At 69.1% G+C, this 18,825-nt stretch carries 15 protein-coding genes; 11 read left to right on the top strand and 4 right to left on the bottom strand.

The window, feature by feature from the left end; all coding sequences use genetic code 11:
* Window positions 1-4 precede the first annotated feature (4 nt).
* Window positions 5-1,642 carry an ABC transporter substrate-binding protein gene (locus tag ACFLIM_RS07465; protein ID WP_393163339.1) on the top strand — a complete coding sequence of 546 codons (1,638 nt, stop codon included), beginning with the start codon at window positions 5-7 and terminating at the stop codon, window positions 1,640-1,642.
* Window positions 1,639-2,325 (top strand): DUF624 domain-containing protein, encoded by a 687-nt coding sequence (locus ACFLIM_RS07460; RefSeq protein WP_393163337.1) that lies wholly within the window; start codon window positions 1,639-1,641, stop codon window positions 2,323-2,325. Before ACFLIM_RS07465 ends, ACFLIM_RS07460 begins: the two co-directional genes overlap by 4 nt.
* Here ACFLIM_RS07460 and ACFLIM_RS07455 read toward each other — a convergent pair whose 3' ends face one another.
* Window positions 2,326-4,338 carry an alpha-glucuronidase gene (locus ACFLIM_RS07455; RefSeq protein WP_393163335.1) on the bottom strand — a complete coding sequence of 671 codons (2,013 nt, stop codon included), beginning with the start codon at window positions 4,336-4,338 and terminating at the stop codon, window positions 2,326-2,328.
* 141 nt (window positions 4,339-4,479) lie between these two features.
* Here ACFLIM_RS07455 and ACFLIM_RS07450 point away from each other — a divergent pair, with 141 nt between their 5' ends.
* The 4 genes from ACFLIM_RS07450 to ACFLIM_RS07435 all read left to right on the top strand — a co-directional run bounded on the left by ACFLIM_RS07450 (window position 4,480) and on the right by ACFLIM_RS07435 (window position 9,399).
* The gene (locus ACFLIM_RS07450; protein ID WP_393163333.1) at window positions 4,480-5,559 is read left to right on the top strand and encodes an NAD(P)H-dependent amine dehydrogenase family protein; all 1,080 of its coding nucleotides are present in this window, start codon (window positions 4,480-4,482) and stop codon (window positions 5,557-5,559) included.
* Entirely contained in the window at window positions 5,556-6,053 is a 498-nt protein-coding gene (locus ACFLIM_RS07445; protein ID WP_393163332.1) for a carboxymuconolactone decarboxylase family protein, read from the top strand. Before ACFLIM_RS07450 ends, ACFLIM_RS07445 begins: the two co-directional genes overlap by 4 nt.
* 119 nt (window positions 6,054-6,172) lie before the next feature.
* Window positions 6,173-7,801 (top strand): GMC oxidoreductase, encoded by a 1,629-nt coding sequence (locus ACFLIM_RS07440; RefSeq protein WP_393163330.1) that lies wholly within the window; start codon window positions 6,173-6,175, stop codon window positions 7,799-7,801.
* A gap of 290 nt (window positions 7,802-8,091) precedes the next feature.
* Window positions 8,092-9,399: an FAD-binding oxidoreductase gene (locus ACFLIM_RS07435; RefSeq protein WP_393163328.1), complete on the top strand. Its 1,308-nt coding sequence runs from the start codon at window positions 8,092-8,094 to the stop codon at window positions 9,397-9,399.
* Between the two features lie 34 nt (window positions 9,400-9,433).
* On the opposite strand, the gene ACFLIM_RS07430 is transcribed toward ACFLIM_RS07435, so the two are convergent.
* A complete protein-coding gene (locus tag ACFLIM_RS07430) occupies window positions 9,434-9,913 on the bottom strand; it encodes a luciferase domain-containing protein (RefSeq protein WP_393163325.1) in 480 nt (159 codons plus the stop codon).
* A gap of 147 nt (window positions 9,914-10,060) precedes the next feature.
* On the opposite strand from ACFLIM_RS07430, the gene ACFLIM_RS07425 reads away from it, so the two are divergent.
* Complete coding sequence (locus ACFLIM_RS07425) at window positions 10,061-10,519, top strand: pectate lyase (protein ID WP_393163322.1); 459 nt, start codon at window positions 10,061-10,063, stop codon at window positions 10,517-10,519.
* Between the two features lie 114 nt (window positions 10,520-10,633).
* On the opposite strand, the gene ACFLIM_RS07420 is transcribed toward ACFLIM_RS07425, so the two are convergent.
* Both ACFLIM_RS07420 and ACFLIM_RS07415 read right to left on the bottom strand, forming a co-directional pair.
* The gene (locus ACFLIM_RS07420) at window positions 10,634-12,100 is read right to left on the bottom strand and encodes an Ig domain-containing protein (RefSeq protein ID WP_393163320.1); all 1,467 of its coding nucleotides are present in this window, start codon (window positions 12,098-12,100) and stop codon (window positions 10,634-10,636) included.
* Window positions 12,101-12,307: 207 nt separating this feature from the next.
* Window positions 12,308-13,345, bottom strand: coding sequence for a LacI family DNA-binding transcriptional regulator (locus ACFLIM_RS07415; protein WP_393163318.1), 1,038 nt, complete (start codon window positions 13,343-13,345; stop codon window positions 12,308-12,310).
* A gap of 125 nt (window positions 13,346-13,470) precedes the next feature.
* On the opposite strand from ACFLIM_RS07415, the gene ACFLIM_RS07410 reads away from it, so the two are divergent.
* The 4 genes from ACFLIM_RS07410 to ACFLIM_RS07395 are packed head-to-tail and all read left to right on the top strand — an operon-like array spanning window position 13,471 to window position 18,531.
* Entirely contained in the window at window positions 13,471-15,378 is a 1,908-nt protein-coding gene (locus ACFLIM_RS07410; protein WP_393163316.1) for a glycoside hydrolase family 127 protein, read from the top strand.
* Between the two features lie 11 nt (window positions 15,379-15,389).
* Entirely contained in the window at window positions 15,390-16,751 is a 1,362-nt protein-coding gene (locus tag ACFLIM_RS07405) for an extracellular solute-binding protein (RefSeq protein ID WP_393163314.1), read from the top strand.
* A complete protein-coding gene (locus ACFLIM_RS07400; protein WP_393163312.1) occupies window positions 16,751-17,632 on the top strand; it encodes a carbohydrate ABC transporter permease in 882 nt (293 codons plus the stop codon). The genes ACFLIM_RS07405 and ACFLIM_RS07400 overlap by 1 nt, the downstream gene beginning before the upstream one ends.
* Window positions 17,629-18,531 carry a carbohydrate ABC transporter permease gene (locus ACFLIM_RS07395; RefSeq protein ID WP_393163310.1) on the top strand — a complete coding sequence of 301 codons (903 nt, stop codon included), beginning with the start codon at window positions 17,629-17,631 and terminating at the stop codon, window positions 18,529-18,531. Before ACFLIM_RS07400 ends, ACFLIM_RS07395 begins: the two co-directional genes overlap by 4 nt.
* Window positions 18,532-18,825: the final 294 nt, after the last annotated feature.

Raw genomic sequence — 18,825 nt, 5'->3', positions numbered from 1 at the left:
CTCAATGCGCGAACTTTCACGACGTCAGGCGATCATCGGTTTGGGCGCGTTCACCCTCGTGCTCGCCGGCTGCGGCGAGGACGAGGCCCCGAAGAAGGCCGCCGACGTGTCCGCGAACAAGGCGGGCGCGATGGCCAGTTACGGCGTCAACCAGCAGTTCAAGGCCACCGAGCCGGTCTCGTTCGACGTGCTCTACAACAACCACCCGTTCTACCCGCTCAAGAACGACTGGCTGTTCTGGCAGGAGCTCACCAAGCGGACCAACGTGACGCTCAAGCCGGTGGCGGTGCCGCTCAGCGACTACGAGAAGAAGCGCGGCCTGGTGGTAGGCGCCGGTCAGGCCCCGCTCATCATCCCGAAGACGTACCACCCGCAAGAAGAGGCATTCGTGGCCTCCGGCGCCATCCTGCCGGTCAGCGACTACATGGACCTGATGCCGAACTTCAAGGACATGGTCGCCAAATGGCGGATGGAGCCCGAGCTGGACACGTTGCGGCAGTCCGACGGCCGCTTCTACCTGCTGCCCGGGATCCACGAGGAGATCTGGGTGGACTACACCCTGGCGATCAGGACCGACATCCTGGAGAAGCTCAACCTGGAGGTCCCCAAGACCTGGGACGACCTCTACACCGTGCTCAAGGCGATGAAGGCGGAGTACCCCGACCTCTATCCGATGACCGACCGGTGGGGCGTCCCCACGCCGGGTGGCAACCTGCTCAAGCTCGTCGCCCAGGCCTACGGCACCAAGGGCGGCTGGGAGTACCAGCACGCGACCTGGGACTCCGCCGCCGGGAAGTTCGCCTACACCGGCGCCATGCCGCAGTACAAGCAGATGATCGAGTACCTGCGCAAGCTGGTGGACGAGAAGCTGCTCGACCCGGAGAGCTTCACGCAGCAGGACGAGCAGGCCAAGCAGAAGTTCAACTCCGGCAAGTCCTTCGTGATCAGCACCAACGCGCAGTCGCTGATCAACGACTACCGGGAGACGCTGACCAAGACCGTCGAGGGCGCCAAGATCGCCAAGATCCCGGTGCCCATGGGCCCCGTCGGGGACTACAAGATCGCCCCCCGGCTCGAGAACGGCGTCATGATCTCCAAGAAGGCCCTGGAGAACAAGAACTTCGTCGCCATGATGCAGTTCATCGACTGGCTCTTCTACTCCGAACAGGGCGAGGAGTTCGCCAAGTGGGGCGTCGAGGGGACGACGTTCACCAAGGACGCCTCCGGCAACTACAAACTGGCGAAGGACGTCGACTTCGTCGGCCTCAACCCCGGGGTGCCGAAGCACCTTCAGAAGGACTTCGGCTTCTCCAACGGCGTGTTCGCCTACGGCGGCACCACCAAGCTGCTGAACTCCACCTTCTCCGAGGAGGAGCTGGAGTTCCAGAAGGTGATGAACGCCAGGAAGCCGTGGCCGGTGGAGCCGCCGCACCCGTTCAACGACGAGGAGCGCGAGCAGGCCTCGCTGTGGGAGACGCCGCTGAAGGACTTCGTCACCCAGAACACGCTCAAGTTCATCCTCGGCGAGCGCGATCTGAGCGAGTGGGACGCCTACGTCAAGGAGCTGGAGGGCAAGAACACCTCGTCCTACATGAACCTCGTCAACACCGCCTACGAGCGGTTCAAGAAGGAACACGGATGAGCGAGGTGACGGCCGGGCAACGGTTCGGCCAGGGACCCCTGTCGAGGGCGGCGGCGCTGGTCTACAGCCTGCTGGTCGTCGAGCTGTTGTTCCTGGCCACCACCGTACCCGGCCTGACCGGGCTCGTCCTGCTCGACCGGTCCGCCGGCAACGTGCCGCTGGCCGCCGCCTGCGCGCTGCCCGTCGGGCCCGCGCTGTCCGCCGCCCTGTACGCGTTGCGCCGCCGAAGCCGGGACCTGACGGACCTCCGGCCCGCGGCGGCGTTCTGGCGGGGATACAAGGCCAACGTTCGCGGGGTCCTGAAGCTCTGGATTCCGTACCTGGCGGGGACGACCATCGTCGGGACGAACCTGGCGAACTTCGGCGCGTCGGGCGTGCCCGGGTGGTGGGCGGTGCTGCTGGTCCTCGTCGGGGTGGCGGCCACCCTCTGGGTCGCCAACGCGCTGGTGATCACGTCGCTGTTCGAGTTCCGGGCGGCGGACGTCGCCCGGCTGGCGGCGTACTTCCTCGCGCGCCGCCCCGGGGCCACCCTGGCCAACGCCTGCCTGCTGATCGTGGCGGGCGGCGTCACCCTGGTGGCCACCGAGGCGGTGGCGGCGCTGCTGGCCTCCGTGTTCGTGGCGGCGTTGTTGTGGAACTCCCGCCCGGTGGTCGCCGAGGTCGAGCGGGAGTTCGTCGCCTGATCAGTGGATGCGCCGGCCGCGGGCGTCGGGCACGCCTGATTTGCGGAAGAAATAGGTGTTGACCTGGTCACGCCATTCCTCAGCGCAGCGGAGCTGCTCGTCGAGCAGCTCCCGCACCCGGTCGTGCAGCGCCGGATCCACGGCGCCCGCCAGCTTCTCCCAGCTCAGCCGGGCCTCGGCCACCTCCTCGACCCCCGCGAAGTGGGTGTCGTAGATGTGCTGGATCACCGTCGTGCCGTCGTGCAGCACGTGCTCGTAGGGGACGTGGTGGAAGAACAGCAGCAGCTCGTCGGGGCACTGCTCGGGCGACTCGTACACCTCCGACCACGGTTGCGGGTACTGGCCGGTGAACCCGGTCCCTGAGGCGCGGGTCCGGTCCACGCCGACGCCGTCGCGGTCGGCGAAGTGGTAGGTGCCCCACGGGGTGTACTCGTATCCGTCCACGTCGGGGCCGTAGTGGTGGCCGGGGCGGACCATGAACCCGACGCCGAGCGGCGCGGTGTAGCGCTCGTAGGTGCGCCAGGAGCCGTCCATCATCGCGTGCAGCGTACGCCGCAGCGGCCCGGGGTCGACGTTCGTCACCGGCACGAACGTGAGGTCGATCCATTCGTCGAGGATGGCGGCCGGGTCCAGCCGCGGGTCCCAGGCGAGGCGGCCGAAGGCGTAAAGGTTGGCCTGGGCGAGCGGGTGGCCGGTCCAGTAGGGGTCGTCGCCCACGTTGGAGACCGCGACCAGGCCACCCCCGCCGGTCGCCACGTCGGCCACGGCCCGCCCGCCGGGCCCCCAGGGGCGGAAGGCGAGGATCTCGCTCCACTGCGGAGGCAGGTAGCACACGTGCCGCTGCTGGCCGGTGTATTCCTGCGTCACCTGGAGCTCCACCGCCAGGCTGGTGCCCGGCATGGCCGCGATCACCGGCGACACCGGCTCCCGCGTCTGGAAGTCCATCGGGCCGTACTTCACCTGCAGGATCGCGTTGTCCCGGAACCGCCCGTCGAGCGGGGCGAAATGGTCGTGGGCCGCGCGGGCCCGGTCGGTCGACCGGTCGCGCCAGTCCTGCCGGTGGTTGTAGACGAAGGCCCGCCAGTGCACCACCCCGCCGAACGGCGCCAGCGCGTCGGCCAGCATGTTGGCGCCGTCGGCGTGGGTGCGCTCGTACGCGAACGGGCCCGGCTGCCCTTCCGAGTCGGCCTTCACCACGTAGCCGCCGAAATCGGGGATCGTCTCGTAGACCCGCTCGGTGGCGCGCGCCCACCACTCTCGTACGCCCTCGTCGAGCGGATCGGCGCTCGGCAACCCGCCGAGCGCGATGGGCGAGGCGAAATTGACCGACAAATGCACCCGGATCCCGTACGGGCGCAGCTCGTCCGCGATCGCGGCGACGTCACCGAGCCGATCGGTCAGCAGGTGGGCCTCCGTGGCGTGCACGTTGACGTTGTTCACCGAGATCGCGTTGATCCCGCTCGCGGCCAGCAGCCGCCCGTAGGCCCGCACCCTTGTCAGGTCGTCGCGCAGCCCGCCGTCCCGCCAGAAGATCGACCCGCCCGAGTAGCCGCGCTCGACCTGACCCATCACCGGATGCACATCGACGTTGTCCCAGTGGTCGACCATGCGCCGCCGAGTCGCGGGCCGGTGGAGCTCGGCGGGACGCGCGGCCCCGAACGCCGACTCGCCCAGCCTGACCACGTGGAACAGGCCGTAGAGCAGGCCCGCGGGGTCGTCGGCGAGCACCACCGTGACGCCGTCGTGGCGGGCGAACACGAACCCGTCCTCACCCGCCGTGCCCTGGACCGCCTGCGCGACGGCCGGAAGGGGCTCCGCCGTGGAAACAGCGAGCACGAGGTCGACCGGTCCTTCCCCCGACACCACGCTGCCGCCGTACTGGGCGCAGGCCTGCGCGACCTCGTCGCGCACGGTCCCGCTGCCGGAGACGAACACCCGGCGCGAGCCGATCGCTCGAAACGCCTCCGGAGGCAACCAGGCCGCATGGACGTCGTGCGCAGGGGGAGTGGTCACGAAGGAAGATCCTACGCCGCCACGGATTCCAGCACGCCGAAGGCCCCGGCGCCCGCCACGTGGGGGGAGCGCTCACTGCGTTCTGGCAACCGTTGTGATCGGGCACTAGGCACCGAACCAAGCGCTTGCTACGCTCCGCCCATGGTGTCCACGATCGTCTGGGGAACCGGCAACGTCGGCCGCGCGGCCATCCGCGCCGTCGCGGCCCACCCGGCGCTGCAGCTCACGGCCGTGCTCGTGCACGACCCCGGCAAGGTCGGCCGCGACGCGGGCGAGCTGAGCGGGCTCGGCCACCACCTGGGAGTCGCGGCGACGGGTGACGTCGACGCGGTGCTGGCCCAGAGTCCGCGCGCCGTCGTGTACGCGGCGTCCGGCGACATCCGGCCCGACGAGGCGCTCGCCGACATCGTCAGGGCGATCAGGGCCGGTGCCGTGGTCGTCACGCCCTCCCTGTACGCCCTCTACGACCAGCGCAACGCCCCGCCGGAGGTGCGGGAGCCGGTGCTGGCGGCCATCGCGGACGGCGGCGGCTCGCTGTTCGCGTCCGGCGTCGATCCCGGCTGGGGCAACGACGTGCTGCCGCTGCTGGTCAGCGGGCTCGGTACGACGGTGGACGCGATCCGCTGCCAGGAGATCTTCGACTACTCCACCTACGACCAGGAGGACTCGGTCCGGTACCTGGTCGGCATGGGCCAGCCGATGGACTACGAGCCGCCGATGATCGCGCCGACGGTCCCCGCCATGGTGTGGGGCGGGCAGATACGGCTGATGGCCCGGGCCCTCGGCGTCGAGCTCGACGAGATCCGCGAGACCGTGGACCGGCGCCCGCTCGACCGTACGGTGACCACCAAGAGCATGGGCGAGTTCGCGGCCGGCACCCAGGGCGCGGTGCGGTTCGAGGTCCAGGGCGTCGTCGGGGGCGAGCCCCGCATCGCGGTCGAGCACGTCACCCGCATCCACCCCTCCTGCGCCCCGGACTGGCCGGTGCCGCCCGACGGCGTGGGGGCGCACCGGGTGATCATCGAGGGCAGCCCGCGCATCGAGGTCACGGTCGAGGCCACCGACGAGGGCGGCAACCGCTCCGCCGGCGGGAACGCCACCGCCGCGGGCCGCCTGGTCAGCGCCATCGACTGGCTCGTGGCCGCCGAACCCGGCCTGTACGACGCGCTCGACGTCCCGCTGCGCCCCGCGATCGGCAAGCTCGGAAGGAGCCGGCTGTGAACATCGACATCCCTGAGGGCAAGGACGCGATCGAGTATGTGTGGGGCGAGATGGTCCCCGGCATCGGCATCGCCGCCTCGAAGTTCTCGATGTCGGTGTACGCCCACTCGACCCTGGGACTGCGCGAGTTCGAGGCCGCCCGGCTGCGGATCGCGCAGATCAACGGGTGCGCCTTCTGCCTCGACTGGCGCACGGAGCGGGACGGGCAGCGGGTCGAGGAGGAGTTCGCCGACGCGGTGACCGAGTGGCGCACCACCGACGCCTTCGACGACCGCACCCGGCTGGCCGCCGAGTACGCCGAACGTTACGCCCTGGACCACCACGGCCTCGACGACGAGTTCTGGACCAGGATGACCGCCCAGTACAGCCAGCTGGAGATCGTGGAGCTGAGCATGAGCATCGGCTCCTGGCTGGCGTTCGGCCGCCTCAACCACGTGCTGGGCCTGGACACGGTGTGCAGGCTCCCCAGCGGCCGATCACCGGTCCGCAAGTAGGCCGCCCGATCCCGACGCAAAGAGCCCGCCCCAAGTAACGCGCCCGCCCCGACAACGCGCCCGCCCTCCCAAGTAGTTCGCACGCCCGAAAGTGGTTCGTTGAGAGTCAGGAGCCTCGCATGACTGCCAGCACCTCGGACGGAAACGGTTTAACCGGCCTCTCGCGCCGTGGATTCATCGCCGGAGCCGGTTCCCTCGTGGGAGTGGCGGCCCTCGCCGGCCGCGCCGCCCCAGCGCAGGCCGCGGCCCCGATCGCCGACGGCGCCCACGTCCCCGCCCTGGTCATCGGCACCGGGTACGGCGGCTCCGTCGCCGCCCTGCGCCTGGCCCAGGCGGGCGTCGACGTCCATATGGTCGAGATGGGCATGGCCTGGGACACCCCGGGCACGGACGGCAAGATCTTCTGCAACACGCTGGAACCGGACTACCGCTCGTACTGGCTGCGTACCAGGACGAAGGCGCCGCTCAACTACTTCCTCGGCTTCCCCATCGACCGGAACATCCCCCGCTACACCGGCGTCCTGGACGCCGAGGACTTCACCGGCATCACCGTCTACCAGGGCCGCGGCGTGGGCGGCGGCTCGCTGGTCAACGGCGGCATGGCGGTCACCCCCAAGCGCGAGAACTTCGCCACCATCCTCCCGTCCGTCAACCCCGACGAGATGTACGCCACCTACTACCCGCGCGCCAACGCCGGCCTCGGCGTCGGTCTCATCGACCCGGCCTGGTTCGAGACCACCGCCTGCTACCAGTACGCCCGGGTCGGCCGCAAGCACGCCCAGCGCTCCGGCTTCCCCTTCGTGTTCGTGCCCGACGTGTACGACTGGGACTACATGAAGCAGGAGGCCGCCGGGACGGTCACCAAGTCGGCGCTGGCCGGCGAGATCCTCTACGGCAACAACCACGGCAAGAAATCCCTGCAGAAGACCTACCTCGCCCAGGCCAAGGCCACCGGCAGGGTCGCCATCTCGGCGCTGCACCGGGTCGCCTCGGTCGCCCCTGCGGGCAGCGGCGGCTACACGGTCGTCATCGAACAGCTCAACTCCACCGGCGACACCACCGCCACCAAGACCGTGACCGCGGACCGGGTGTTCTTCGCCGCCGGCAGCGTCGGCACCAGCAAGCTGCTGGTCAAGCTGAAGGCCACCGGCGCGCTGCCGGGGCTGAACGCCGAGGTCGGCAAGGGCTGGGGCGACAACGGCAACGTCATGTGCGGCCGCGCCAACCACCTGTGGGACCCGACGGGCAGCCTCCAGTCGTCCATCCCCTGCTGCGGCATCGACAACTGGGCGGCCGGCGGCGCCTTCGCCGAGGTCGCGCCGCTGCCCACCGGCATCGAGACCTTCGCCTCGTTCTACCTGTCGATCACCAGGAACCCGAACCGCGCCCAGTTCACCTGGAACGCCACGACCGGCAAGGTGGACCTGAGCTGGCAGACCGCCTGGAAGCAGCAGTCGATCGACATGGCCAAGACGATCTTCGACAAGATCAACGCGAAGGAGGGGACGATCTACCGTACCGACCTCTTCGGCATCTACAAGATCTGGGGCGACCACCTCACGTACCACCCGCTCGGGGGCGCGGTGCTGAACCGGGCCACCGACAACTACGGCCGCCTGCCCGGCTACCCCGGCCTGTACGTCATCGACGGCGCCCTGATCCCCGGCAACACCACCGTCAACCCGTTCGTCACCATCACGGCGCTGGCCGAGCGCAACATCGAGCAGATCATCACGACCGACCTGTGAACCACCAGCCACCGTCCGGCGGCCAAGGGGCCCTTCCCCCTCGGCCGCCGGACGGCCGCGACCTGGTCCTCGACTCCATCGCCGCCCGGATCGCGACGGCAGGGGGCGACGTGCCTTCCTGAGCACACCGAGCCGGTGCCACCGCCGCCGTGCCGCACATCGAGCCGTCGGCCTCAGCTGTCACGTTTTGTCCGTGCGGTTCGTCATAGCGATGTCCCCGGGCCGACCGGGGTCGATGAACAGGCGGGCCGAGCTGCCCGCGTCACATCGCTGAAGGAGCTGAACGGGATATGACGAACGCCGACCTGCGGACCGCGGTGGAAGGCCGGGTCTGGTTGCCCGGTGACGACGGGTTCGAGCAGGCGTCCAAGGCCTGGAACCTGTCGGTGGAGCAACCGGTGGCCGCCGTCGTCGAGGCCCAGGGCGTCGACGACGTGGCGGCCCTGGTCCGGTACGCGGGCCAGGCCGGGCTGGCGGTGAGCGCCCAGCCGAGCGGCCACGGCGCCTCGGGTGACACCGACGGCGTGATCCTGCTGCGCACCGGGCGGCTGGACGACGTGCGGGTACGCCCCGAGGAGCGGGTCGCCATGGTGGGCGCGGGGGCGAAGTGGGGGCAAGTGCTCGCGGCGGCCGGGCCGCACGGCCTGACCGGCCTGGCCGGGAGCAGTCCCGTGGTGAGCGTGACCGGATACACCCTGGGCGGCGGGCTGAGCTGGTTCGGCCGCAAGCACGGCTTCGCCGCCGACAGCGTACGGGCCTTCGAGGTCGTCGGCGCCGACGGCGAGCGGGCCACGGTGACCGCCGAGTCCGACGCCGACCTGTTCTGGGCGCTGCGCGGCGGCGGTGGCGACTTCGCGCTGGTTACGGCGATCGAATTCGCGTTGTATCCGGCGCCGCACCTGTACGGCGGGCGGATGATGTGGCCCGGGCACCGCACCCGGGAGGTGTTCGAGGCGTTCCGCGAGGTCACCGCCGAGGCGCCGGACGAGCTGTCCGTCTGGTTCAACCGGGTGCAGTTCCCCCAGGCACCGCCCATGGTGACCGTGGACGTCGCCTTCCTGGGCGAGGAGGACGAGGGGCGGGCGCTGCTCGCCAGGCTGGACAAGATCGACGATGTGATCACCGACAAGCGCCGCGTGGTGGCCGTGGCCGACCTGGGCGACATCACCGCCGAGCCGACCGACCCGGCGCCCGGGCGGTCCCGCGCCGAGCTGCTGACCGGGCTGGACGACGCGACGGTGGAAACCTTGCTGGGCACGCCGATGGAACCGGTGGTCGGCGTCCAGGTCAGGCACCTCGGCGGGGCGTTGGCGGCCTCCCGGCCCGGTGCGGGGCCGAGCGGGCCGGTCGCGGAGCCGTACCTGCTCTACCTGTTCGGGCTCGCGCTCAACCCCGAGCTGTCCGCGGCCGTGGGCGGCAAGCAGGCGCGGTTCGCCGGGGAGCTCGCGGTCAGCGGGCGCAAGCCGTACACGATGCTGGCGCCGGGGGAGCGGGCCGGTGCGGCCTTCTCCGCGGAGACCGTCGCGAGGCTGCGCGAGATCAAGCGCGCCCGCGACCCGCGCAACGTGCTGCGCGCCAACTTCCCGGTGCTCGCCTGACCCGCACAGCCTGACCCGCACAGCCTGAGCCGCGTCAGAGGATCTGGCCGGAGGCGTACGCGTAGCTGCGGCGCACCAGTTTCCACACCGTCTCCAGCTCCTCCTCGTCGCGCGGCCCGTAGATCATGACCAGGGTCGGCGGGTGGCGGCCCTCGTGGACGATCGGGTGCAGCTCACCCCACCCCTTCTCCACGAGTTCGGCGGCATCCGCCTCCGTCAGCAGTGCGTGCAGGCTGCCGTCGAAGGGGCCGTGCAGGTGGGCGAACTCGGTGCTGTCGCGGACGAACGCCGACCTCGGCCCGAGCGCGTGCTCCGGATCCAGGTGCAGCGCCCGGGTCTCGGGCAGCGAGATGACGCTGGCGCCGGTGCGTACGTGGTCGAGGCCGGCCATGCGCCGCCACAGCTTCTCCTGCAACTCCTCCGGAGCGATCTGGTCGACCTGCTGGTGCGGGGTCTCTGGAGTGGTCGTGGGACGCGGGCCGCGCCGGGGTGCCAGCGCGGACGCGGTGGACATGTTCCGTCTCCTTAGTGCTCACACCTAGTTATCATACAATTACTGTTTGACAGCACCGCTGGTGATGCCCGAGATGATCTTCCGCTGGGCGACGGCGAACACCACGATCAGCGGCAGGCTCATCAGCACCACGTAGGCGAAGATGAGGTGCCAGTTGTTGAGATAGTGTGGTGGAACGACGTGGGCGAGGACGCCGCGACGTTCATGTCCTCGAGTTCGTCGGCCACGTACCTGGTGGACGGCGGCGGCGCCAAGTCCGGCTCCGACAAGGTGTTCCAGCACAACGGCGCGGGCACGGTGACCATCAGGAACTTCCAGGTGCACGGCTCCGGCAAGCTCTACCGCGCCTGCGGCAACTGCTCCACCTCCTACCGGCGGAACGTGGTCATGGACGGCGTCACCGCCCGTACCACCAAGGTGCTGGCCGGGATCAACACCAACTGGGGTGACACCGCGCGGTTCAGCAGGATCACCGTGTACGGCAGCGGCACCACCATCTGCGAGAAGTACCGAGGCGTCCCCAAGGGGAGCGAGCCTGTGAAGATCGGCTCGGGAGCGGACGGCGTGAACTGCCTCTACTCCTCCTCCGACATCACCATCCGCTGACACGAACCCGGCCTTGAGGGAGCACCCGCTTCCTCAAGGCCGGGTTCGTGTCAGCGCTACCAAAGTGGAGGTGCGCGTGAAACGCCTGGCCATCCTGCCGATCCTGCTGATCGGCTACTTCCTCTTACCCGTCCGGAACGCCCTGGCCGACACGAACGTGGCGTTCCCGGCCAGGTTGATCGAGATGCCGCCGCCTCCCACGGACAGCTGGAAGGTCCTGGTGACCGGCGTGCTCATCCGGTCGTAGTCCCGGAGTTGCACGGTGAAGGAGGACGTGCCTGCGGTGGCCGGTGTGCCGCTGATCGTGCCGGTGAACCGGTCGAGGGTCAGCCCGGCGGGCAACGTGCCGCTCGTGACCTGCCAGTCGTAGAAGGGCACGCCGCCCTTGGCCGACAGCGTCTGCTGGTAGGTGGTGCCCGGCGTGGCCTGGGGCAGGGAGGTGGTCACGATGGACGGCGGCAGGAACGGGGTGAGGTTGCGGTTGAGCTTCCAGCCCGCGTTCTCGGCCACCAGCAGGGCCAGCTTGGTCAGCATCCACCTGCGGGTCGGGAACAGGTGGGTCCAGCCGCCGCTCTGCCCGCTCAGCCGGTCCCAATAGCGCTGTTCGCCCGGGATGTGATAGCTGCTGTCCAGCGGGACGGCATAGCCCTGGTACGCCACGACGTCGGGGTCGTTTCCGCCGCTCTGGACGTAGGAGCGCATCCCGGCCCAGTCGCTGTGGTAGGCGACCGCGTGGCCGTACTCGTGCATGACCAAGCCGTGCACGTCGAGCACCGAGCCGGCGATCTCCGTCTTGTACCAGTCCTCGTCGGCCAGCGAGGTGAACAGCTGCTTGTTCGCCTCGTCGTACTCGAAGATCATCGCGGTGGAGCGGTGCAGCGGGCCCGCGAGCTGCTGGCCGTTCCTGGTGCTGTAGCGGCCGTTGGCGGCGGGGTAGCCGGTCGAGTACGGGGTCTGGATGCCCCTGAAGAAGACGTACATGCCGGTGCAGGCGGAGTTGTTGGTGACGTTGATCGTGTTCTGCCAGTCGTTGCCCGGCAGGTGGTTGGACTCCGCCCCGGCGGCCACGCTGTCGAACGGCTGCATGTCGAAGAACCTGAACCAGTCCTTGACCGCTTCCTCGGCGGCGTTCCTGAAGGCGGGAGCGTTGAAGTAACCGGTGATGTTGTCGTAGCGGTAGTCGAACGTGAGGGGCAGGCTGGGCTGCACCGCGGTCTTCTCGTCCTGCTGCACCCTGATCGGCATCGACTGCTGGTACGTCGTGCCGCCCGCGTCCCTGATCGACAGCCTCAGCGTGTAACTTTCATCCTGGCCCGGGCCGCGCTTGGAGTGGATCGCGAGGCGGAACGGCTTCTGGTCGGAGGCGGCGGCGAACGTGAGGGTCTTGGTCGCGCCCGTGGCGGTGAGCTGGCTGGGCAGGTCCATCATCAGCCGGGACGTGCCCTCGGCCTTGAGGTCGATCGTGACGGGGTAGCGCACCTCCGGCGGGGGCTTGACGGTGAGCTCGACGTAGGGATTGGCCAGGTAGCCCTGCCAGTCCACCAGCTTGACGCCGTAGTCGTTGACGGTCCTGCCGAACATGTCGACGACCTGAGCGGTGGGGGGCGGCGGCGTGCGCGGGCTGCGGCACGCCGGTGAGTAAGGAAGCGAATAAGACTGCCGCGACGGTCACTCGCCTGGCACCCCTGGCGGCTCTCGGGGCGGGGCGGCATCCTTGGTCCATCTGGACTCCTCGAAGGATGGGAATACCTTTTCCCAGGCGCACAGTAAGGTGTTACACAGCACCGGTCAACCCTGCGGTGCGGCTCGTCGCGTGGACTCGCGCAGGACCAGGCTGGCCGGGACGATCGTCACCCCGCCGCCCGTCGGCGTGCCCGCGATGGCGTCCAGCAGGTGCCGGGCCGCCAGCCGCCCGATCTCGCCCAGGTTCATGTCCACGGTCGTCAGCGGCGGGCGGCAGCCCAGCGCCATCGGCTCCCAGTTGTCGAACCCGACCAGCGCCACGTCCTCCGGCACCCGGCGCCCCCGTTCCCGCAGCGTCTCGGCCACCCCGCGGGCGATCTGGTCGCTCCCGCAGAAGATGGCGTCCACGTCGGGCGCCGCGTGCAGCAGGACGTCGGCGCCCTGGCGGCCCCACTCCTCGCTCCACTGCCCGAACAGGACCTCGCCGGCGGGCTCGAGACCGGCCGCGTCGAGCGCGGTGCTCAGCCCGCGGGCCCGCCGGCGCGCCGCCTCGAAGCGGTGCGGCCCCGTGACGTGCCCGATGCGCGTGCGGCCCGTCGCCAGGAGGTGGCGGGCGGCCAGCGCGCCGCCGCCCTCGTCGTCGGGGATGATCGAGACGTCGGACTCGTCGGTGGACTGCGTCATGGCGTACACGACGGGAACCGGCAGGTCTCGGCCGATGCCCGGGCGCGGCTCCGTGCGCCGCCCGGTGACGATGATGCCCTCGACGCGCCTGGCCAGCAGGCGCTCGACGTAGTGGCGTTCCCTGATCGGGTCGTCGCGCGTGTCGCACATGAACACCGAGATCTTCCCCGCGCCGAGCGCGTCCTCCGCGCCCAGCATCACCGGGATGCTGAACCGCCCGAAGCTGTCGCCCGTGACCAGGCCCACCGTGTACGTGCGGCCCGCCAGCAGGCCCTGGGCGAGCGGATTGGGCCGGAAGCCGAGCCGTTCTGCGGCGGCGAGCACCCGGTCGCGGGTCTCGGTGCGCATCCGGCCACGGCCGTTGAGCGCCTTGGACGCGGTGCCGATCGACACCTCGGCGGCCGCCGCGACGTCCCTGATCGTGACCGTTTTCGCTGTCCCCTCGGAAGGGCTGGCCAACCGATTCCCCTTTCGCGCTCACACACTGACCCGCACAGCCGTTCTCTTGACCAGTGATGTATCACACCCTACTCTCCGGTTGAGAAAACCTATTCTCATATTTTCTCACCAAGGTGAGGAGCGTGATGGAACAGATCCTTGGTCCTGCCGTTCCGTCCAGCCGGGCAGTGTTGCGGCCGATCGGCATCCAAGACGTGGTCATCACCGGTGGGCCGCTCGCGCGGTGGCAGCGGATCAATCACGAGGCGAGCATTCCCCTGGGCCTGGAGCAGATGGAACGCTCGGGCGCGTTGCCCAACCTCCGGCGTGCGGGAGGCGAGGGCGACGGGCCCTTCCAGGGCTATCGGTTCCAGGATTCCGATCTCTACAAGCAGCTCGAGGCGATCGCGTGGGAGCACGTACGCGCTCCCCAACCTCTGTATGCCGAGTTCGCCGAGCAGGCGGCCGCCGTGCTCGAACGGGCGCAGCGGCCCGACGGCTACCTCAACTCGCACTACCAGGTCGTCAAGCCGGACAAGATCTACGCCGAGCTCGAGTACAGCCACGAGATGTACTGCGCGGGCCACCTGCTCCAGGCGGCCGTGGCCGCCGCCAGAGCCGGGATCGGCGACGGACTGCTCGCGGTCGCGCGGCGCCTCGCCGGCCACCTGGTCGAGGTGTTCCTGACCGGCGGGAACGACGGTATCGACGGCCACGCGGAGGTGGAGACCGCGCTGGTCGAGCTCTACCGGCTGACCGGCGAGCGCACCTACCTGGAGCTGGCGGGCAATCTGATCGACAGCCGCGGCAAGGGGCTGATCGCCGACAGCGGCATGGGCATGCTGTACGCCCAGGACCACCTGCCGGTACGCGACGCCGACACCCCCGTCGGGCACGCCGTGCGCCAGCTCTACCTGGAGTCCGGCATCGTGGACGTCTACCTGGAGACGGGGGACGAGTCGCTGCTGGAGTGCTCGGTGCGCCGGTGGGAGGACATGGTCGCCACCAAGACGTACATCACCGGCGGGAACGGCTCGCGGCACGACGGCGAGGCGTTCGGCGAGCGCTACGAGCTGCCGCCCGACCGGGCCTACAGCGAGAGCTGCGCCGCCATCGCCGGCATCCACTGGAACTGGCGGCTGCTGCTGGCCACCGGCCAGGGCCGCTACGCGGACCTGATCGAGCGCACGCTCTACAACGCCTTCGCCGCCTCCACCTCGGCCGACGGCGTGCGCTTCTTCTACGTCAACCCGCTGCAGCGCAGGGACGACCTCGTGGAGGACGCCTATCTCGGGCGGCGCAGGGAGTGGTTCGCGTGTGCCTGCTGCCCGCCGAACATCATGCGGCTGGTGGCCTCCCTCAGCGGCTACGTCGCCACCAAGACGGAATCCGGCCTGCAGGTGCACCAGTACGTCCCCGGCACCGTCCAGGCCGGTGAGGGCGCGCCCGCCCGGCTGAAGATCGACACCGACTATCCGTGGGACGGGCTGATCCGGGTCACCGTCGAGGAGGCGCCGGCGGGCGAATGGGAGCTCGCGCTGCGCATCCCCGCCTGGAGCGAGTCCACTCTCGCCGGCCTCTCCTGGGACGAGCCCGGCGACGCCCGCCCCGCCCAGCCCGGCGAAGACGGATATTTCCGGATCCGTCGTCAGTGGCGGCACGGCGAGACGGTCGAACTGCGGCTCGACCTGACGCCCAGGCACACCTACCCCCACCGCAGGATCGACGCGGTCAGGGGCTGCGTGGCCATCGAGCGCGGGCCGCTCGTCTACTGCTTCGAGCAGGCCGACCAGGCGCGGGGCGTCGAGGTGGACGACCTCGCCCTGAGCCCCGGCGCCCGCCTGCGCGTGGTCCCCGTGGCCAACCTCGAAGGCGTCGGGCGCACCGTGCTGATCGAGACCGAGGCCGCCGCCGTGGACCAGCCGCGCGGCGGACTGCCGTACACCAGCCAACCCTTTGCGGCCGGCACCCTCGTGACCGCCACGGCTGTCCCGTACTTCCAGTGGGACAACCGGGACGGCGGCACGATGCGGGTCTGGCTCCCCCTCGCGTAAGGAACCCCCCGATGAGAAGACGCGACCTGTTGAAGCTGGGCGGGCTCGCCGCCCTCGGCGCCACGGCGGCGGCCTGTGGCGGCGGCTCGGACTCCGCCGGGAACGTGCAGCTGCAGTTCATGTACTGGGGCTCGACGTTCGAGAAGAAGGCCATCGAGAGCATGCTCAAGCAGTACGAGAGCAAGCATGCCGGAATGAAGGTCAAGCCGCTGTACACGCCCGACGAGTACGACGTGAAGCTCAACACGCTCGTCGCCAGCAACCGGCTGCCCGACGTCGGGTACGTGCCGCTGGCCCTGTCGTTCCGCCTGGGCGAGCAGGGCAAGCTGGTCAACCTGTTCCCGTACATGAAGAAGTACCCGCAGCTGGCCGGCTACCTGCCGGACGCCTACCTGTGGAGCGGCCAGGACAACCTGCACGGCGTCGCGACCGCGAACGAGATCGAGCTGCTGTGGTACAGCAAGTCCGCCGTCGCGCAGGCCGGCGTCACGCCGCCGGTCGAGGCGGCCTCCGCGTGGACGTGGGACCAGCTCGTCGAGAACGCCTACAAGCTCACCGTCGACCAGAACGGCAAGCATCCCGACGAATCCGGCTTCGATCCCAAGCAGATCAAGCAGTTCGGAATCTCCAGCAGCATCACGTACGGCGCCGCCTGGTACGGGTTCCTGCGCAGCAACGGCAGCGACTTCGCCGACGAGGCCGGCAAGAAGTGCCTGCTCGACACGCCGGAGGCGATCCAGGTCTTCCAGAACCTGCAGGACCTGATCTACAAGCACCGCGTCGCGCCGGGCCCCGGCCAGCTCGCCGCCACCGGGGACGAGGTGCCCGGCACCAACATCCTGCTCAAGACCAAGCGGGTGGCGATGGTGGTGGACGGCCACTGGAGCCTGCTCGACATGAACGAGAGCAAGGTCGACTACGGCATCGGCGTGTTGCCGAAGTACGCGGAGCCGTTCACCTCCACGCAGGTCGCCGGGGCGTCGGCGGTGTTCGCGGGCGGCAAGCACGAGCAGGAGGCCGTGGAGCTGTTCGCCTTCCACAACGACCCGCGCTACGTCGACCTGTACAAGCAGGGGCTGTGGATGCCGCAGGAGAAGAAGTACTACGAGGACCAGGCGGCCATCGACTCCTGGACCAAGAACGAGTTGCACCCGGCCGAGTTCCGCACGGCCGTGGTCGACTACGCCCGCGACCACGGCGTCCCCGTGTTCGGCAACAGGGTCAAGAACATGACCACCATCGGGAGCGACGTACTGACTCCGGCCCTGCAGGAGATCGAGACCGGCAAGCGTCCGGCCGGCGAGATCCTCAAGGAGGTCGCCCCGAAGATCACCAGCATGCTGCAGGGCTGGCAGCACGTCCAGGAGCCGTGATGCGCCGCCTCGAGACCCGCTGGGGCATCCTGATGGCGCTGCCCGCCGTCCTCGGGTTCCTGATCTTCACGATCGGCCCGATGGCGGCCTCGGCCTTCTTCAGCCTGACCGACTGGCAGATCGGCGCCAGCCCGTCGTTCATCGGCCTGGACAACTACTCGGCCATGGTCGGGGACGAGCTGTTCTGGAAGTCGCTGAGCACCACCACGTACTACACGCTCGGGGCGGTCCCGCTGGTGCTGATCGTCAGCTTCGCCGTGGCCCTGCTGCTCAACCAGCGGGTCAGGGGGCTGGCGATCTGGCGGACCATCTTCTACCTGCCGACGCTGGTCCCGGCCATCGCGAACGTCGTGCTCTGGATCTGGATCTTCAACCCGGACTTCGGGCTGTTCAACTCGCTGCTGCGGCAGGGCGGGCTGCCCGCCTCCCAGTGGATCTACGCCGAGTCGACCGCCGTGCCCTCACTGATCATCATGAGCACGTGGGGTTTCGGCAACACCATGGTGATCTTCCTGGCGGGGCTGCAGGGCGTGCCGAGGCACCTGTACGAGGCGGTGTCCATCGACGGCGGCGGGGCGTGGCGGCGCTTCTGGCACGTGACGCTGCCGATGATGACGCCGACCATCTTCTACAACCTGGTGGTCGGCGTGGTCGGCACCTTCCAGGTGTTCAACCAGGCGTACGTGATGACCGAGGGCGGCCCCAACCACGCCACGCTCTTCTACGTCTACTACCTGTTCCGCAAGGCGTTCACCGAGAGCGAGATGGGTTACGCAAGCGCGCTCGCCTGGACCCTGTTCATGATCATCATGGTGGTGACGTTCCTGCTGTTCAGAAACGCCCGCCGCTGGGTCTACTACGAGATGGCAGGTGCCAGATGACCGCCGTGGCGGCGCCGGACCGTACCCGGTCGAAGGGCGTGGCCCCCACCGAAGGGTTGCGCAGGCCCCGCAGGTACGGCCGGATCCTGCTGTACGTGGCTCTGGTGGCGGGGTCGATCCCGACCCTGCTGCCGTTCGTGTGGCTCGTGCGCAGCGCGCTCATGCAGGACAGCCAGATGTTCGTGTCGCCGCCGGAGTGGATCCCGGCGCCGTTCGAGTGGTCGAACTTCAGCGGGGCGCTGACCACGCAGCCCTTCGCCCGGTACTTCCTCAACACGGTGGTCATCGCCGTCATCAGCGTGCTCGGGACGGTGCTGACGTGCTCGGTGGCGGCGTTCAGCTTCTCCCGGCTGCGCTGGCGCGGCCGCAACGTCGTCTTCGCGCTGCTGCTGAGCGGGGTGATGCTGCCGTACGCGGTGACGCTCATTCCCACGTTCGTCATGTGGCAGGAGCTGGGGGCGCTGGACACGATCGCGCCGCTCACGGTGCCGAGCTGGTTCGCCGGGGCGGGCGGGGGAGTGTTCAACATCTTCCTGCTCAGGCAGTTCTTCCTGACGATTCCCTTCGAGCTGGACGAGGCCGCCTATATCGACGGGGCGTCACCGTGGCGGGTGTTCTGGACGATCGTCATGCCGCTGTCGAAGCCCGCGATCATCGTCGTGACCATCTTCACGTTCATCGGTACCTGGAACGACTTCCTCGGGCCGCTGCTGTATTTGCAGGATGAGGAGAACTACACGTTGTCGCTGGGGCTGGCTTCGTTCCAGAGCATGTACCTGACCCAGTGGGGGTATCTGATGGCGGCGTCGGCGGCCGTGATCGCGCCGATCGTCGTGTTGTTCTTCTTCCTGCAGCGGTACTTCATCGAGGGGGTCACGCTGACGGGCATCAAGAACTGACGGGTGGGGGCGCCGTGTCGCGGCGTCGGCGTGAAACGGGTGTGAAACGCGGGCGCCGTGCTGGAGTGATCTCGACGGCTTGGCGGGGGATGGAGGCGCAGGTCGTGTGAGGATATCGATTCCTGGCTTTAGCAAGCTGTAACAACAGGGAGTTCTTGACGGTTGGCATGCCGACTCCTAGATTCTGAGAAATCGATTGCTCGCCCTCGAGCTCTAGCAAGATCAGGAGGATGGGATATGTCGGCCTTCGAGAGGGTGATTCGCCGATCGCTGCTGCGTGGCGGAGCCGTCATG

The organism is Nonomuraea marmarensis (assembly GCF_043197025.1).
GTDB classification, from domain to species: domain Bacteria; phylum Actinomycetota; class Actinomycetes; order Streptosporangiales; family Streptosporangiaceae; genus Nonomuraea; species Nonomuraea marmarensis.
Note: the sequence above shows the minus strand (reverse complement) of the source record. Positions and strands in the feature narration are given on the sequence as shown.

Bases quoted from the DNA above. Each gene is read 5' to 3' on its own strand.
- ACFLIM_RS07460 (WP_393163337.1), top strand. From the start codon at position 1,639: ATGAGCGAGGTGACGGCCGGGCAACGGTTCGGCCAGGGACCCCTGTCG.
- ACFLIM_RS07465 (WP_393163339.1), top strand. From the start codon at position 5: ATGCGCGAACTTTCACGACGTCAGGCGATCATCGGTTTGGGCGCGTTC.
- ACFLIM_RS07450 (WP_393163333.1), top strand. From the start codon at position 4,480: ATGGTGTCCACGATCGTCTGGGGAACCGGCAACGTCGGCCGCGCGGCC.
- ACFLIM_RS07430 (WP_393163325.1), bottom strand. From the start codon at position 9,913: ATGTCCACCGCGTCCGCGCTGGCACCCCGGCGCGGCCCGCGTCCCACG.
- ACFLIM_RS07420 (WP_393163320.1), bottom strand. From the start codon at position 12,100: ATGTTCGGCAGGACCGTCAACGACTACGGCGTCAAGCTGGTGGACTGG.
- ACFLIM_RS07435 (WP_393163328.1), top strand. From the start codon at position 8,092: ATGACGAACGCCGACCTGCGGACCGCGGTGGAAGGCCGGGTCTGGTTG.
- ACFLIM_RS07395 (WP_393163310.1), top strand. From the start codon at position 17,629: ATGACCGCCGTGGCGGCGCCGGACCGTACCCGGTCGAAGGGCGTGGCC.
- ACFLIM_RS07410 (WP_393163316.1), top strand. From the start codon at position 13,471: ATGGAACAGATCCTTGGTCCTGCCGTTCCGTCCAGCCGGGCAGTGTTG.
- ACFLIM_RS07440 (WP_393163330.1), top strand. From the start codon at position 6,173: ATGACTGCCAGCACCTCGGACGGAAACGGTTTAACCGGCCTCTCGCGC.
- ACFLIM_RS07405 (WP_393163314.1), top strand. From the start codon at position 15,390: ATGAGAAGACGCGACCTGTTGAAGCTGGGCGGGCTCGCCGCCCTCGGC.
- ACFLIM_RS07400 (WP_393163312.1), top strand. From the start codon at position 16,751: ATGCGCCGCCTCGAGACCCGCTGGGGCATCCTGATGGCGCTGCCCGCC.